This window comes from Rhizobium atlanticum (assembly GCF_030182485.1).
Classification (GTDB): domain Bacteria; phylum Pseudomonadota; class Alphaproteobacteria; order Rhizobiales; family Rhizobiaceae; genus Rhizobium.
The window spans coordinates 162,741-176,312 of record NZ_JAQJCJ010000006.1 but is presented as its reverse complement, the minus strand read 5'-3'; the positions used below and the strand labels follow the sequence as shown (position 1 = coordinate 176,312).

Below are 13,572 nucleotides of genomic sequence, written 5' to 3'. Positions count from 1 at the left end.
TGTCGAAGTTTTCTTCCCGGTTCACGCTCAGCCGAACAGGCCGAAAACGCTCGTACGGCAGATTTCCACCCGCACATCACAAGTGGAGATCGGAAATGGCTCATACGGAAACACAACCCATCGTCAGCGCGCCGACAAACCAGGTGGCTGGCCCCATGAACATAATCGCAAACCTGATCACTGGCCTGCAGGCGTGGCGACGGGCGGTCGTGAGCCGGCAACGACTGGCCGAGCTGACACCCGATCAGCTGAGAGACATCGGTCATCCGGAGGCCAATCGGCCCGTGCTCGAAATCAAAGCGGGCCTGATCACGAACTTGATGTCGATGCGGTAATCAATTGCTTCTGAAGCGATTTAACACATCACACCATCTCGGTGATCATCCTGCCGACTTCGGCAAAGATCGGGTTGAGATCCTTCATCGGCGCCGTCGCTTCGGCGATATAGACGGCAGCGACGATCGGCCCACGGTCCGGCGGCCAGATAACGGCGATGTCGCCGAGGGAGCCGTTCGGGCCGGTGCCGGTCTTGTCGCCGACCTTCCAATCGGCAGGCAGGCCGGCCCGCAGCCTTTCCTTACCCGTGGTGCTCGCCACCAGCCAGGCGATCAGCTTGTCGCAAGAGGCCCCGGTCAACACCGAGCCGAGCGTCAGATTGCCGAGCGTATCGAGCATCGCATCCGGTGCCGTGGTGTCGCGCGGATCGTCCTTGCGACCCTCGTTCAGTGTCGGTTCGGTGCGGTCGAGACGCGTGGTGCCGTCGCCGATCGAGCGCAGCCAGTCGGTCAGTGCCGGCGGGCCGCCGAAACTTTCGAGCAGCAGGTTGCCGGCGGTGTTGTCGCTGACCGTTACCGCCGCCTCGCAGAGTTCGGTGATCGTCATGCCGTCGGCACCGGCGTGTTTTTCGCTGAGCGGCGAATAGTCGACGAGCTTGTCCCTGCCGTAGGTCACCCGGCGCTCGAGGCTCTCCTGCCCCTTGTCGACGCGGGCAAGGACGAAGCCTGCCGCCAGCGCCTTGAAGGTGCTGCACATCGGAAAACCTTCGCTGCCGCGATAGCCGAAGGAAATGCTCGTCTGGGTGTCGAGCACCGAGACGCCGAGGCGTCCGCCGGTGCGCTTTTCCAGCGCGGCCAGGCGATGCTCGATATTGTCGTCGCCCTCCCCCGCAGTTTCCTGTGCATTGGCCGCAAGCGCCAGCGTGGACAGGCCCAAAGCAGGCAGGCAGAGTGCCGAGCCGATCAGCATGCGGCGAGTAAGGCTGGGATCCATGAATTCCTCCGACGATTCGGAGAATAGAGCTAAGGACCGATTGCGGCGGCATCTCGTCCCCGCTGCAACTTGTTGTCGGCCGCTGCAACCTTGTTGTCAGCCGCTGCACCCTTGTTGAGTAGCGGCGATTTCGTCCTCCGCCCGCAGCAATCAGGCGGCGCGCGTGACCTCGACCGTCACATGCGACAATTCTTCCAGCGCCGAAAGCCTGTCCTTGTAAAAGGCCGGATCGCGCGGCTGCGAGGTGACGACCGCGACGATCGCTGCATGATGGCCGGGGCCGACCTGCCAGACATGCAGGTCGGTGATCCGATCCTCCTCTGTCTCGATCGCCTGGCGGATTTCGCTCGGCAGGATCTCGCCTTCGGGCATGACGTCGAGAAGGACGCCGCCCGACGATTTCAGCAGGCTCCAGGACCAATTGGCGATGACCAGGCCGCCGACGATGCCCATGATGGGATCGAGCCAGAGCCAACCATAGAGGCTGCCGAGGGTCAACGCCGCGATGGCGAGCACTGACGTGAGCGCATCGGCCATGACATGCAGATAGGCGGCGCGGATATTATTGTCGCCGGCCTCTGCGTGATGGTGGGCATGGTCGCCGTGACCGCCATGGCCGTGGTGGTGTGCGTGGTGCCCATGCGCGTGATGGCCATGCGCGTGCGCATGATGAGCATGCGCGGCATGACCGCCGCCGGCCAGCAGCCAGGCGCTGGCGAGATTGACGGCAAGGCCGATGACCGCAACGGCGATTGCCTGGGCAAAGCCGATCGGCACCGGATTGGAGAGGCGCAGCAGGCTCTCCCAGGCCATCAGCAGGGCGATCAGGGCAAGGACAATGGCGCTGGCGAAGCCGGCGAGATCGCCGAGCTTGCCGGTGCCGAAGGTGAAGCGCGGATTGCGCGCCTGCCGGCGGGCAAAGAGATAGGCGAGCGCGGAAATCAAAAGAGCGCTGGCATGGGTCGACATATGCCAGCCATCAGCGACGAGGGCCATGGAGCCGTAGACGGTGCCGGCGGCGATTTCCGCCACCATCATCACCGCCGTCAGCGCAATCACAAGCCAGATGCGCCGCTCGTTGCGCAGATGATCGGCGCCGAGGAACACATGATCGTGTTCGAGGGCTTTCACTTCGACTTTCCCGATCCCGGCATTCATTCCCAGGGTCCTTCTCTCATCAGCGGATATAGGTTCTCAGCACTTCAGATATTTCTTCGACCGCCTCGGCCCGGGCTCTGTCGTCCTCGGCATTGAGCACGTGCTCGCGCAGGTGATCATCCAAAACCTCGCCGGTCAGCCCAGTCAGCGCGCCCCGAATGGAGGCGAGCAGTTGCAGGATTTCGCCGCAGGGGCGTTCAGCCTCGAGCGCCCGCTCGACCGCTTCCAGCTGCCCCTTCAGGCGGCTGACGCGGGCAATGAGCTTCTTCTTCTGCAGGGTGGTGTGAGACATCGCAGACCTTCAGGTAGCATAGGGGGGTATCCTATTTAGGTTCTCGGCTGGATTCAAGGCCTGAGATGTTTCAACGTCACGCGCTCACGCCATTGACAAATGCCGCGTTTGCGGCGATGGATGCTGCATGATCAAGAACGTGCACCAGAGCCGCTCGTATTTTTGGCTGTACCTGTAAAGGGCGGCCGGACAGATCATATTGTCAACAAGCCGCCGTCAGGCGGCTTTGTTGTATCGGCAGCGTCCTGACGGCAGATTATCAAAGGACGCGAAGACCATGACTGAAATCGAAGACAGCGAAATTTCACTGATGCGCCCATCGGTGGTGACGATCCGCGCCGCCAAGCCGCGCGACCTGCCCGAGCTCAACGAGATGATCGCGCTGCTTGCCGCCCATCATGGCGACGCGGCCGCGACGACGCCGGAGCAATTGGAGCGCGACCTGTTCGGCCCGCTGCCCTGGATCACCGCGCTTATTGCCGAAAGCGGCGAAGGGCTGATCGGCTATGCGATTCTCGTGCCGCTCTACAGGGCGCAGGAAGGCAAACGCGGCATGGACCTGCACCATCTCTTCGTGCGCGACGGCCATCGCGGCCACGGCACCGGTCAGCTGCTCGTCGACCGCGCCCGCGAGACGGCGCGCAATGCCGGCTGCGGTTACCTCTCCGTCAGCGCCGCTACCGGCAATGTGCTGGCGCATCGTTTCTACGAGCAGATGGATTTCACCCCGCGGCCGGTGACCGGCATGCGTTACATGCAGTCGATCGCATAACCCGCCCCGCGAGTCTAAGTCTGTGTTGATGAGGAGATTTCATGCCTGACTTCAAACTCCATTGCTTCGCTCTCTCGGGGAACGCCTACAAGGTCGCCCTCTTCTTCGCCCTTGCCGGCATCGAGTGGGAGAGCATTTTCGTCGATTATCTCGGCGGTGAAACGCGAACCGAACAATGGCGCGAAACCATCAACGAACAGGGCGAGGCGCCCGTGCTCGAACATGGGCAAACGAAGATCAGCCAATCGGGAGTTATCCTCGACTACTTGTCAGAGGTGACGGGGCAGTTCGGGGCGCAGTCAGCCGAAGAACGGCGCGAGATCATGCGTTGGATCCTTTTCGACAACCATAAATTCACAAGCTATTACGCGACGTTGCGGTTCATCTTTGGCCTTCAGAAGAGCGGCGAGACGCCGGTCGTCGAGTTTTTGAGGCTGCGGGCCAAGGCTGCTTATGCAATTGTCGACGGCCACCTTGCCCACCGAGCCTTTATGGTCGGCAACCGGCTGACAATCGCAGACCTCTCCTTGGCAGGCTACGCATTCATGCCGGAGGAAACCGGGATCGATCACAGAGCCTATCCGGCGATCGCAGCCTGGAAAGATCGGATCAGCAGCATGCCAGGCTGGCGCCACCCCTATGATCTGATGCCGGGTCCCACCTCGCTTTAAACAATTTGAACAAGCGTCCTCGTCCGTCCGAATGGACGCACCGCCGCTTTAACGTCCCGGCACGGCCTTGAGATAGGCGGCAATCGCCTCGCGGTCGGCAGCCGGCAGGCGGGCGATATTGTGCTGCACATCGACCATCGATCCGCCGACGGAATCGAAATCGGGCGTGAAGCCGGTTTCGAGATAGTTGGCGATATCCGCCTCGCTCCAGCCGCCGATGCTCTTGGAGGCCGGGGTGATATCGGGGATGCGGCCCTTGCCTTCCGGATTGGGCGCGCCGGCAAGCCACTGATCTGCCTGGAAGCCGCCGAGCCCATTGCGCGGCGTGTGGCACTCGCCGCAATGGCCGGGGCCTTCGACGAGATATTGCCCGCGCTTGATCTTGTCGTCGCTCTTGGCGAGCGCGACGCGCGGCTGATCGTTGAAATAGAGGAATTTCCAGCCGCCGAGCGCAAGGCGGATATTGTAGGGAAAGGGCAGTTCATGCGGGGGCGCGACGCTGGTGCTCTTCGGCAGGGTTTTCAGGAAGGCGAAGAGATCGTTGACGTCCTTGTCGCTCATGCGGGAATAGGAGCCATAGGGAAAGGACGGGTAAAGATGCTCTCCGCCCGGGGCGACGCCGCGCTTCATCGCATTGCCGAACTGGGCGAGCGTCCAGGCGCCGATGCCGGCCTTTTCATCCGGCGAAATGTTCGGCACGTGGAAGGTGCCGAAAGGGCTCTTCAGCGCCAGACCGCCCGCCAGCGTCAGCCTGGCATCGCCTTCGGAACCGGGTGCTGAATGACAGCTGACGCATCCGCCCGCCCAGAAGACCATCTCACCGTTTGCCGGATCCGGCGCGCCGAGACCGGCCCAATGGCTCTCCGGCAGCGGATCGGGCGCGGTAACGACATAGACGGCGGCGCCGCCGAGAACGGCGACGCCGATCAGACAGAGCAGTAACCGGATGAACCTGCGGACCATGCGCCGCCTCCCCTGTTGCCGACGTGACCCGCCGTCCGATCGCAAATCAGGCGATCCGCGCCGACGGAAATTGCTCAGGCCGGCTTATCATTCCTTAATACGATAGGCCTTGTGACAGCCGCCGCAATTGGCGCCGAGCGTATTGAGCGCGGCACCGACACCGGCGGCATCGGCCGGGAGCTGAGCGAGGGCGGTTTCCGCGTCGGTCGAGAGCTTTGCGGCGCGCGCCTTGAAGTCGTCCATGTTTTCCCAGACCTTCGGGCTGACCTCGGGATCATTCATATCGCTGCCCGGCTTGAACTGATCGGGGAAAACCTTGGCGGTGGCGGCGATCGTCGTCAGCGCCGACCTTACCGTCTCGGCATCATAGGGCTTCTCGCCCTTGGCGATGGCGGCCATCGCGCCCGCCGAACCGCCGATCTTCTTCATCAACGCAATGCGCGAATCATGGGTACCATCGGCGGCGGTCACCGAACCGAAGGCGATGGCGGCGATCGCTGCGGCGGCAGCTACTGCTTTCCAATTCATATTTCCTCTCCGTTTTCTTGAGACCAGGGCGGCCGCTGGCCAATCTGCACCGGGAGCATGACAAAATCCATGCGTCCAGGCAGTCACGTTTTGCCGGAGGGTCATAAAAACAATGTGATAACCGGCGGCTCAGGCGGTTTTCCAGCCTTGCCAGAGGCTGAAGGCGGAGACCGCAACCAAAAGCAGTCCGGCGCAGCGGCCGACAAAGGCCGTGGCGTCGGGATTTGCCACCAGCAGATCGCGGCTGCGGCCTGCCGTCATCGCCAGCGTTCCGTAAACGGCAAACTGCGTGACGACGGTCATGGCGCCCATGATCAGCCCCTGCAGCCAGATCGGGCCATATTCAGGCTTGAGAAACTGCGGGTAGACGGCGAACATGAAAATATAGGCCTTGGGATTGACGAGACAGGTTACGGCGCCCTGGCGGAAGGCGCGCCAGCCGGAGCGCGCCGTCGCCGGTCCGACCGCCTCGACGGTGATCGAACTGCGCATCAGCGAAACGCCAATCCAGATCATATAGGCGACGCCGGCAAAGAGCAGCAGGTTGAAGAGCTGCGGCAGCATGGTGACGAGCACGCCGACGCCGGCCGCGCCATAGGCCGAATGCACGGCACCGCCCGCCATGATGCCGCCCGTTGCCGCCAGCCCCCGCCTGATACCGCCGGTCAGCGCGTTGGCAAGCACGAAGAGCATGTCCATGCCCGGCACGATGATGATGCCGAAGAGAAGGGTAAAGAAGAGCCAGAGGTTTTCATGGTAATTCATGTCAGTTGCCACCTTCAGTTCCACGGGCCATTTTCAAAAGACCCCGATTGATTTCAATCCGATAGGCGGCTCTATACGCAAACCCAACTGACAGTGTATTGTCAGGAGCGTGAGAAATGGAGAGGCAAAATGCGCAAGGCCTCGCGGCTTTTCGAGATCATTCAGATCCTGAGGCTCGCCAGAAAACCGATGACGGCCGCTGTCATGGCCGAGACGCTCGAAGTGACCGTGCGCTCGATCTATCGCGACATCGCCGCCCTCCAGGCAATGCGGGTGCCGATCGAAGGCGGTCGCGGCATCGGCTACATCATGCGGCCCGGCTTCGACCTGCCGCCCCTGATGTTCTCGATCGAGGAGATGGAGGCGATCGTTCTGTCGCTAGCGCTGCTCGAACGCACGGCCGACGAGGAGCTGAAGCAGGCCGCCCGCAGGGTCAACCAGAAGATATCGGGCGCCGTGCCGGCGCCGCTTCGTGAGGCGATGAACAACAAGGCGCTTTATGCCTGGGGCTCGACCGCGCAGCCGGCTGCCATCGACCTTGCGGTCGTGCGCCGGGCGATCCGCGACGAACGCAAGCTGATGCTCGCCTACCGCGACGAACTCGGCCGCGCCAGCGAACGGACGATCCAGCCGATCGCGCTGATCTATTATTCGCAGACCGCCAATATCGTCGCATGGTGCGAATTGCGACAGGCGATCCGCAATTTCCGCAGCGACCGGGTGGAGGGTTGCGAGGAGGCCGACGATTTCTTCAAGGGCGACGGCGACCGGCTGCGGGATTTGTGGACGAGCGGGTGGACGGAGAAGGCTGCGGCGGTGTGAATCAGCCGCTTGGCCGATCGGCGATGCTCACATGCGCGTCGACGTGCCCCTCATCCGCCTGCCGGCACCTGCTCCCCGTAAACGGGGCGAAGGGGATATGCCGCGGCCCCTCCGTTCCTCACCAACCTCTTGTATGGCACGTCCCCTCGCCCCGTTTACGGGGAGAGGGTTAGGGTAAGGGGCAGCTATTGCACTGATCTGACGGCAGAGTGGCACAAGCCTGAGCAGGATGAAAAGACGTGCCGGCCCCGGTCGCAGCCTAATAAACCAGCGTGCGGCTCTTCTCGCGGCCGAAGCCGCGGATCTCGATGCGGTTAGGGTGCAGCTCGACGATGGCGAAGGCGTTCTGGTTCTCGGTGTCGACCACGCCCTTGAAGTTGACGAAGTGGCAGGCGCCGGCCTTGCCGTAATTGCCGACATGGTCGTGGCCGTTGAGATAGGCGACGACATGGGGCTGCGAGGCGAGCAGCGCGACGACGCGCTCGCTGTCCCACATGCCGTGCTCACCCGGCGGATACACCGGATAGTGGTTCATCACGATGACCTTCTCGCCGGCGGCAGCCGCGGTGGCGATCTCATCACCGAGCCAGGCGAATTGCTCGTCGCTCAACGCACCGTTCCAGTGATGGGCGTTCGCCGCCTCTTTGGCCTGCAGCTCCGCCAGCATCTGTGCGGCAAGAGCGCGATGAGGATGGTTTTCCGGCGGCGCGAAGGTGCTGACCTCGCTGCCGTCGAGGACGATGAAGCGCCACCCGTGACGGGAGAAGCTGTAATAGGGAGACGGCATGCCGAGACGAGCGACTATTTCGGACAGATGCCCCGCGGAGACGGAGAAATCGTGATTGCCGAGCAGGAAGAGCGCCTCGTGCCTCAGCTTGCCGTAGACCGGCAGGATGTCGTCGAAGCTGGCGAAGCTGCGGTCGATGACGTCGCCGAGCGTCATGACGAAGCTCAACTCCTCGCCGTTGAATATCTCGATCGCCTCGGCGACTTTGGTCAGGCTGTTGGCGTAATGGCGGTCCATGGCCGCGTGTGGGGCGACCGCCGCATATTGCGGGTCGGCGATGATGCCGAAGCGGAACAGAGGAACAGCAGAGGACGACATGGGGCGTGCTTAAGAGCGGCCGATGACAGGGCTGTGACGGCTTTATGCGAAAAGAAAACACCCGGCGTTTGCGACGCCGGGTGTCGAATTGGGCGAAGTCGCTTACTTCGTGGCTGCTTCATAGCGCTCCAGGACGTAGTCCCAGTTGATCAGGCTATCGATGAAGGCTTCGAGATACTTCGGACGCGCGTTGCGATAGTCGATGTAATAGGAGTGTTCCCAGACGTCGACGCCGAGGATCGGGGTGGCGCCGTGAACGAGCGGGTTTTCGCCGTTCGGGGTCTTGGAGATTTCGAGCTTGCCGTTCTTGACGGAAACCCAGGCCCAGCCGGAGCCGAACTGGGTGGCGCCGGCATTGGCGAAATCGGCCTTGAACTTGTCATAGCCGCCGAGATCGGAGGCGAAGGCCGCTTCGAGCTTGCCCGGCAGCTTGTTGCCGCCGCCGCCCTTCTTCATCCACTTCCAGAAATGGATGTGATTGTAGTGCTGGGCAGCGTTGTTGAAGAGGCCAGCATTGGTGCCGAAAGACTTCTTCACGACCTCTTCGAGCGAGAGATCCGAAAGGCCGGCTTCGGCGGCGAGCTTGTTGCCGTTGTCGACATAGGCCTTGTGGTGCTTGTCGTGGTGAAACTCCAGCGTTTCCTTCGACATGAAGGGGGCAAGCGCTTCGTAATCATAGGGAAGTTCAGGCAATTCGAAAGCCATGTCAGATCTCCTCTTGGCAATAGATTGCGTCCTCGGCAGGTGAGGCGGAACATAGGAGGGGAAAGGAGGAGAGGCAACCGGCGAAATATCAAAAAACACCCGGACGGAGGAAAATTTGCCTCAGTTTCAGGGCGGTATTCGAGTGTGCAAATCGGCCGCCACACCGCCGAAAACCGCTTCGTCGGCGACCGCTACCAATGGAGATCCGATATGAACAGGAATATAATCCCGCATCTTGCCATTGCCGCGCTTCCCTTTCTTGTCACTGCGGCCCGTGCCTCTTCGGACGAGGCCTGGAAACAGCTGGCAGCCGACGTGGAAGCCAAGTGCAGGAAGGCCGCGGTCGCGATCGAGAAGCCGAAGGCCGCCGTCGATCCCTTCGGCACCTCGCGTTACGGGCTGGCCCTGGTGACGGGAAAGCCGAAGGGGGCCAAGGGGCTCATCGTCCAGATCTGCGTCTATGACAAGCAGGAGAAATCGGTCGAGATCGGCAGCGAGATGGATGCCAAAGAGCTTGGGTTGACGCCAGCGAAATAGCCTCCCCCGCAGCGATTGTGACTTCAGTCACATTCCGGAGCGGAACCCGGCCCCACTCTCAGGAGTTGAAGGTCTCGGTGTTTAGAGCGCCGCGCCTCTGTGAGAGGCGTGAAGGCGCTCTATGTTTGCGATAAATGCATGATTTACTCCGAGAATCGATTCCGATTCTCAGGTTCATGCGCAGGGAGGGTCAGGCATGTCGGAGCGTCGCGACAGGGCGGAAGATCAGCAGAAAATCTATCAGCGCTGGGCACCGGTCTACGACCGCGTCTATCGCGGCATCCTGCGCGACGGCCACCGCAAGCTGGCCGCACTTGCCGCCGCAGCCGGCACCGATATTCTTGAAATCGGCGTCGGCACCGGCCTGACTCTCGCCCACTATCCCAACCGGTGCCGGGTGACGGGCATCGACATTTCCGAACATATGATCGCCCGGGCGCGCGAAAAGGTGCGGCGCGAAAATCTTCAGCATGTGCGTGCGCTCGAGGTGATGGATGCGCATGCGTTGCGCTTTGCCGACAAGTCGTTCGACGTGGTCTGCCTGCCCTTCGTCATCACCCTCATTCCCGAGCCCGAGCGGGCGCTGGACGAATGTGCCCGGGTGCTGCGGCCGGGCGGCGAGATCATCCTGGCGAGCAAGCTCGGCGACGGCGCGGGTCTGCAAGGTGTGATCGAGGCGGCGGTGGCGCCGCTGGTGCGCCATATCGGCTGGTCGTCCGCCTTCCGAATCCACCGCATCGTCGCCTGGGCCGAGCGTCGCGGCGATTTTTCAACAACCGATATTCTGCCGGTTTTTCCGAACGGCTTTTTCAAGATCGTCCGCCTGAAGCAGCGCGGCTTTTCCTCCTGACACCAGAAGATTTTTCCGCATCGCCGATCCTGACGCTACCGTTCGCCTGAGGGGACCGCATGACATCGGATATCTTCTTCTTCATCGCTGTCGGCTTCTGCGCGCAGATCGTCGACGGCGCGCTCGGCATGGCCTTCGGCGTGCTGTCGACGACGAGCCTGCTGGCCTTTGGGGTGCCAGCGGCCAATGCCAGCGCCATGACGCATGTGACGGAAATGTTCACGACGGCGGCATCGGGCCTGTCGCATGCCTATCATCGCAATGTCGACTGGCGGCTGGTGGCGCGTCTCGCCCCGGCCGGCATGATCGGCGGCGCGATCGGCGCCACTCTGCTTGCCAATATCAACGGCAAGGTGATCGAGCCCTTCGTGTCGGCCTATCTGATCGCGATTGGGCTCCTGATCCTATACAAGGCCTTCCGACCGCAGAACAGGCGCGAGGTGCGGGACTGGGCCGTGCCGCCCGTCGGCTTTTGCGGTGGCCTGCTCGACGCGATCGGCGGCGGCGGGTGGGGTCCTGTCGTCACCAGCACGCTGATCGGGCGCGGCCATGATCTGAAGCGGGTGATCGGCTCGACGAATTTCACCGAATTCGCGGTGACGCTGACGATTTCGATCACCTTCGTCGTGACGCTCGGGTGGTCTGAGCTTAATTCGGCGATCGGCCTCATCATCGGCGGCGTCATCGCCGCCCCTTTTGGCGCCATCCTCGTCAAGCGCCTGCCGGTGCGGGCGCTGATCGTGGCGGTCTCGATGGTCATCATCACGACGTCGGCGTTGCGGATCTTCTAATGCCGTTTCGCCGGGTCAGAGATTGCGGCCGAAATAGACCTCCACGGAGGCGATCCTGTCGCCGCGGAAACGAAGGCTTTCCATATTGGCGAAGCTTGCGCCATCCAGTTTTTCAGCGCGGTAGCGAACAGCAGCCTCGTCGCCGTCAATCGCCAGGAATTCGATGTGGATCGCGCGGAAGAGTGGCTCCTTCGGCCAGCAGCGCTCGAAATAGGCGGCTCGATCGATATGATCGTCGCGCGGGCTGGAAAAGGTGAAATCCTCCGTCAGCATCGCGCCGGCAATATCCTTGCGGTCAGCGAGATAGGCGCTGTAGAGATCACGGACGGTCTGCGCCCGTGTCGGGATCATGGCGTTCATGGCATGTCCTCCGATGGACTGATTGCATTACGCAATCGGATCTGTCCTAGCACTTTTCGCCGAGATGATCCAGATTGCGGCGCAACCGCGCTACAGGATCAACGCAAGCAATGACAGACACACAATGGGACGCCGGTGTCAGGCCGGGCTCCATCTATTGGAAGCGCAATCTCGCCGTCTCGCTGATCGGCTCCTTCACGACGATCGTGGCGATGACGCTGCTGCTTCCCTTCCTGCCGCTCTATGTCGAGGAACTCGGCGTGACCGACCATGCGGCGATCGTGCAATGGTCGGGCATCGCCTATGGCGCGACCTTTCTTGCCGCGGCGCTGGTTGCGCCGCTCTGGGGGCGGCTCGGCGACATCTACGGCCGCAAGCTGATGCTGGTGCGCGCCAGCCTCGGCATGACGCTGGCGATTTCGCTGATGGGCATGGCCGGCGATGTCTGGCAGCTGGTGGCGCTGCGCCTGTTCGTCGGGCTTGCCGGCGGCTACTCCTCCGGCTCGATGGTGCTGGTGGCGACGCAGACGCCGAAGGACCGCTCCGCCTGGGCGCTCGGCGTGCTCTCCTCCGGCATCATGGCCGGCAATCTCGTGGGGCCGCTGATCGGCGGAGCGCTGCCGCCGATCATCGGCATCCGCGGCACGTTTCTCGCCGCCGGCGGCATGATCTTTTTCGCCTTTCTCGCCACCACCTTGCTGATCAAGGAGGAGAAGTCGCCGGATCGCCGCCAGGCGGCCAAGGCGAGCGGCGGCTGGAAATCCATCGCCGACAGGCGGCCTGTTATCGCCATGCTGGCGACCGGCATGCTGCTGATGCTCGCCAATATGTCGATCGAGCCAATCATCACCGTCTATGTCGCCGAGATCGTCCCCGTCGAAGCGCAAGTGACGATGATATCCGGTCTCGTCATGTCGGCTGCCGCCCTCGGCAGCATTCTTTCGGCCTCCTGGCTCGGCAGGCTCGCCGACAGGATCGGCCACTGGCCGGTCATAGCAGGCGCGCTCGCCGTCGCGGGCCTGCTACTGATCCCGCAGGCCTTCGTCACCAGTTCCTGGCAGCTAATCCTCCTGCGTTTCCTGATGGGTGCAGCCCTCGGCGGGCTTCTGCCCTGCATCGCCGCCGTCATCCGCCATAGCGTGCCCGACAGCGCCGCCGGCAGCATTCTCGGGCTTTCCGTCTCCTCGCAATATGTCGGCCAGGTGGCCGGCCCTGTCCTCGGCGGCTTCGTCGGCGGGCATATCGGCATGCGGGCAGTTTTCCTCGGCACCTCGCTGCTGCTTGTGGCGGGTGCCGCCTATGCCTGGGCGGTACGGTCGAGGGATACGGAGACATCAAACATGCGTGCTTCCGCAGATCAGCTCGACGCCTGAGCGGGCGATCGCCTCCAGCGTTTCGCGGCTGTCGCCGGCGCGGGCGCGCACGGCGAGCGAATGCATGACGGCGGAAGCGAGCCTTGCCAGCGCCAGCGGGTCGGCGCTTTCGGGAAGCTCGCCCCTTTCAACGGCAATGCGCATGCGCTTTTCGATCTCACCGTCGAAATCGTTCAGGCTGCGGCCGAGCACCTCGCGCACACGCTCATGTTCGACAGCCTCGACCGAAGCGGTGCCGATCAGCAGACAGCCGCGGGCGGCGGTTTCGCCATGCAGGTAGATCGCCAAAGCACCGGCATAGACGCGCGCGAGATTGTCGCGCAGCGGCAGCGACGGATCGAGCGCCGGCTTCAGGACGTCCATGCCATCCTGCCGATAGGCCTCCAGCGCATCGAGATAGAGGGCCTCCTTATCGCCAAAGGCGCCGTAAAGGCTTGGGCGGTTGAGGTTGGTCGCGGCACTGAGATTGTCCAGCGAGGCGGCGGCAAAGCCCCTGTCCCAAAAGACATCCCGCGCCTTGCCGAGCGCTGCCTTGGCGTCGAAGGCCCGTGGGCGGCCGCGCTTCTTCTCATCCTTCATATTTGTACCACTTCGCAATAAATTCTTGACGA

General features: G+C 62.6%; 18 protein-coding genes. 8 read left to right on the top strand and 10 right to left on the bottom strand.

Annotated elements, in window-relative coordinates:
- Positions 1-95: 95 nt before the first annotated feature.
- Positions 96-335: a DUF1127 domain-containing protein gene (locus tag PH551_RS11260; RefSeq protein WP_285193051.1), complete on the top strand. Its 240-nt coding sequence runs from the start codon at positions 96-98 to the stop codon at positions 333-335.
- Between the two features lie 28 nt (positions 336-363).
- On the opposite strand, the gene bla is transcribed toward PH551_RS11260, so the two are convergent.
- The 3 genes from bla to dmeR form a co-directional block, all read right to left on the bottom strand.
- A complete protein-coding gene (gene bla / locus PH551_RS11255; RefSeq protein WP_285193050.1) occupies positions 364-1,269 on the bottom strand; it encodes a class A beta-lactamase in 906 nt (301 codons plus the stop codon).
- A gap of 150 nt (positions 1,270-1,419) precedes the next feature.
- A complete protein-coding gene (gene dmeF / locus PH551_RS11250; protein ID WP_285193049.1) occupies positions 1,420-2,427 on the bottom strand; it encodes a CDF family Co(II)/Ni(II) efflux transporter DmeF in 1,008 nt (335 codons plus the stop codon).
- A gap of 19 nt (positions 2,428-2,446) precedes the next feature.
- Positions 2,447-2,719 (bottom strand): Ni(II)/Co(II)-sensing transcriptional repressor DmeR, encoded by a 273-nt coding sequence (gene dmeR / locus PH551_RS11245; RefSeq protein ID WP_097599864.1) that lies wholly within the window; start codon positions 2,717-2,719, stop codon positions 2,447-2,449.
- A gap of 277 nt (positions 2,720-2,996) precedes the next feature.
- Between dmeR and PH551_RS11240 the strand changes: the two genes are divergently transcribed.
- Complete coding sequence (locus PH551_RS11240) at positions 2,997-3,491, top strand: GNAT family N-acetyltransferase (RefSeq protein ID WP_285193048.1); 495 nt, start codon at positions 2,997-2,999, stop codon at positions 3,489-3,491.
- Between the two features lie 41 nt (positions 3,492-3,532).
- Positions 3,533-4,162: a glutathione S-transferase family protein gene (locus PH551_RS11235; RefSeq protein ID WP_285193047.1), complete on the top strand. Its 630-nt coding sequence runs from the start codon at positions 3,533-3,535 to the stop codon at positions 4,160-4,162.
- Positions 4,163-4,210: 48 nt separating this feature from the next.
- Here the strand turns inward: PH551_RS11235 and PH551_RS11230 are convergent, their stop codons facing one another.
- The 3 genes from PH551_RS11230 to PH551_RS11220 form a co-directional block, all read right to left on the bottom strand.
- Entirely contained in the window at positions 4,211-5,125 is a 915-nt protein-coding gene (locus tag PH551_RS11230; RefSeq protein WP_285193045.1) for a c-type cytochrome, read from the bottom strand.
- An 87-nt stretch (positions 5,126-5,212) separates the two neighbouring features.
- Positions 5,213-5,653 (bottom strand): c-type cytochrome, encoded by a 441-nt coding sequence (locus tag PH551_RS11225; protein WP_085777447.1) that lies wholly within the window; start codon positions 5,651-5,653, stop codon positions 5,213-5,215.
- A gap of 129 nt (positions 5,654-5,782) precedes the next feature.
- Positions 5,783-6,418 (bottom strand): LysE family translocator, encoded by a 636-nt coding sequence (locus tag PH551_RS11220; protein WP_285193044.1) that lies wholly within the window; start codon positions 6,416-6,418, stop codon positions 5,783-5,785.
- A 129-nt stretch (positions 6,419-6,547) separates the two neighbouring features.
- Here PH551_RS11220 and PH551_RS11215 point away from each other — a divergent pair, with 129 nt between their 5' ends.
- A complete protein-coding gene (locus PH551_RS11215) occupies positions 6,548-7,240 on the top strand; it encodes a helix-turn-helix transcriptional regulator (protein WP_085777446.1) in 693 nt (230 codons plus the stop codon).
- A 259-nt stretch (positions 7,241-7,499) separates the two neighbouring features.
- On the opposite strand, the gene PH551_RS11210 is transcribed toward PH551_RS11215, so the two are convergent.
- The gene (locus tag PH551_RS11210; protein WP_285193043.1) at positions 7,500-8,345 is read right to left on the bottom strand and encodes a metallophosphoesterase; all 846 of its coding nucleotides are present in this window, start codon (positions 8,343-8,345) and stop codon (positions 7,500-7,502) included.
- Positions 8,346-8,447: 102 nt separating this feature from the next.
- The gene (locus PH551_RS11205) at positions 8,448-9,050 is read right to left on the bottom strand and encodes a superoxide dismutase (RefSeq protein WP_085777444.1); all 603 of its coding nucleotides are present in this window, start codon (positions 9,048-9,050) and stop codon (positions 8,448-8,450) included.
- Between the two features lie 210 nt (positions 9,051-9,260).
- Between PH551_RS11205 and PH551_RS11200 the strand changes: the two genes are divergently transcribed.
- The 3 genes from PH551_RS11200 to PH551_RS11190 all read left to right on the top strand — a co-directional run bounded on the left by PH551_RS11200 (position 9,261) and on the right by PH551_RS11190 (position 11,228).
- Positions 9,261-9,587: a hypothetical protein gene (locus tag PH551_RS11200; RefSeq protein ID WP_285193042.1), complete on the top strand. Its 327-nt coding sequence runs from the start codon at positions 9,261-9,263 to the stop codon at positions 9,585-9,587.
- Between the two features lie 196 nt (positions 9,588-9,783).
- Complete coding sequence (locus PH551_RS11195) at positions 9,784-10,437, top strand: class I SAM-dependent methyltransferase (RefSeq protein WP_285193041.1); 654 nt, start codon at positions 9,784-9,786, stop codon at positions 10,435-10,437.
- 59 nt (positions 10,438-10,496) lie between these two features.
- Complete coding sequence (locus PH551_RS11190) at positions 10,497-11,228, top strand: sulfite exporter TauE/SafE family protein (protein ID WP_285193040.1); 732 nt, start codon at positions 10,497-10,499, stop codon at positions 11,226-11,228.
- A gap of 15 nt (positions 11,229-11,243) precedes the next feature.
- On the opposite strand, the gene PH551_RS11185 is transcribed toward PH551_RS11190, so the two are convergent.
- On the bottom strand, positions 11,244-11,588 hold the full coding sequence (locus PH551_RS11185; RefSeq protein WP_285193039.1) for a nuclear transport factor 2 family protein: 345 nt from the start codon (positions 11,586-11,588) through the stop codon (positions 11,244-11,246).
- A 110-nt stretch (positions 11,589-11,698) separates the two neighbouring features.
- Here PH551_RS11185 and PH551_RS11180 point away from each other — a divergent pair, with 110 nt between their 5' ends.
- Positions 11,699-12,961 carry a multidrug efflux MFS transporter gene (locus PH551_RS11180; protein ID WP_285193038.1) on the top strand — a complete coding sequence of 421 codons (1,263 nt, stop codon included), beginning with the start codon at positions 11,699-11,701 and terminating at the stop codon, positions 12,959-12,961.
- Here PH551_RS11180 and PH551_RS11175 read toward each other — a convergent pair.
- Positions 12,923-13,540, bottom strand: a complete 618-nt coding sequence (locus tag PH551_RS11175; protein WP_285193037.1) for a TetR/AcrR family transcriptional regulator — start codon at positions 13,538-13,540, stop codon at positions 12,923-12,925. The two genes, PH551_RS11180 and PH551_RS11175, sit on opposite strands and share 39 nt — an antisense overlap.
- Positions 13,541-13,572: the final 32 nt, after the last annotated feature.

Excerpts from the sequence above, each read along its gene's own strand:
- PH551_RS11185 (WP_285193039.1), bottom strand. The coding sequence starts at position 11,588 with ATGAACGCCATGATCCCGACACGGGCGCAGACCGTCCGTGATCTCTAC.
- dmeF (WP_285193049.1), bottom strand. The coding sequence starts at position 2,427 with ATGAATGCCGGGATCGGGAAAGTCGAAGTGAAAGCCCTCGAACACGAT.
- PH551_RS11180 (WP_285193038.1), top strand. The coding sequence starts at position 11,699 with ATGACAGACACACAATGGGACGCCGGTGTCAGGCCGGGCTCCATCTAT.
- PH551_RS11200 (WP_285193042.1), top strand. The coding sequence starts at position 9,261 with ATGAACAGGAATATAATCCCGCATCTTGCCATTGCCGCGCTTCCCTTT.
- PH551_RS11240 (WP_285193048.1), top strand. The coding sequence starts at position 2,997 with ATGACTGAAATCGAAGACAGCGAAATTTCACTGATGCGCCCATCGGTG.
- PH551_RS11235 (WP_285193047.1), top strand. The coding sequence starts at position 3,533 with ATGCCTGACTTCAAACTCCATTGCTTCGCTCTCTCGGGGAACGCCTAC.
- PH551_RS11175 (WP_285193037.1), bottom strand. The coding sequence starts at position 13,540 with ATGAAGGATGAGAAGAAGCGCGGCCGCCCACGGGCCTTCGACGCCAAG.
- PH551_RS11260 (WP_285193051.1), top strand. The coding sequence starts at position 96 with ATGGCTCATACGGAAACACAACCCATCGTCAGCGCGCCGACAAACCAG.
- PH551_RS11215 (WP_085777446.1), top strand. The coding sequence starts at position 6,548 with ATGCGCAAGGCCTCGCGGCTTTTCGAGATCATTCAGATCCTGAGGCTC.
- dmeR (WP_097599864.1), bottom strand. The coding sequence starts at position 2,719 with ATGTCTCACACCACCCTGCAGAAGAAGAAGCTCATTGCCCGCGTCAGC.
- PH551_RS11190 (WP_285193040.1), top strand. The coding sequence starts at position 10,497 with ATGACATCGGATATCTTCTTCTTCATCGCTGTCGGCTTCTGCGCGCAG.
- PH551_RS11220 (WP_285193044.1), bottom strand. The coding sequence starts at position 6,418 with ATGAATTACCATGAAAACCTCTGGCTCTTCTTTACCCTTCTCTTCGGC.
- PH551_RS11195 (WP_285193041.1), top strand. The coding sequence starts at position 9,784 with ATGTCGGAGCGTCGCGACAGGGCGGAAGATCAGCAGAAAATCTATCAG.
- PH551_RS11210 (WP_285193043.1), bottom strand. The coding sequence starts at position 8,345 with ATGTCGTCCTCTGCTGTTCCTCTGTTCCGCTTCGGCATCATCGCCGAC.
- PH551_RS11230 (WP_285193045.1), bottom strand. The coding sequence starts at position 5,125 with ATGGTCCGCAGGTTCATCCGGTTACTGCTCTGTCTGATCGGCGTCGCC.
- PH551_RS11225 (WP_085777447.1), bottom strand. The coding sequence starts at position 5,653 with ATGAATTGGAAAGCAGTAGCTGCCGCCGCAGCGATCGCCGCCATCGCC.
- bla (WP_285193050.1), bottom strand. The coding sequence starts at position 1,269 with ATGGATCCCAGCCTTACTCGCCGCATGCTGATCGGCTCGGCACTCTGC.
- PH551_RS11205 (WP_085777444.1), bottom strand. The coding sequence starts at position 9,050 with ATGGCTTTCGAATTGCCTGAACTTCCCTATGATTACGAAGCGCTTGCC.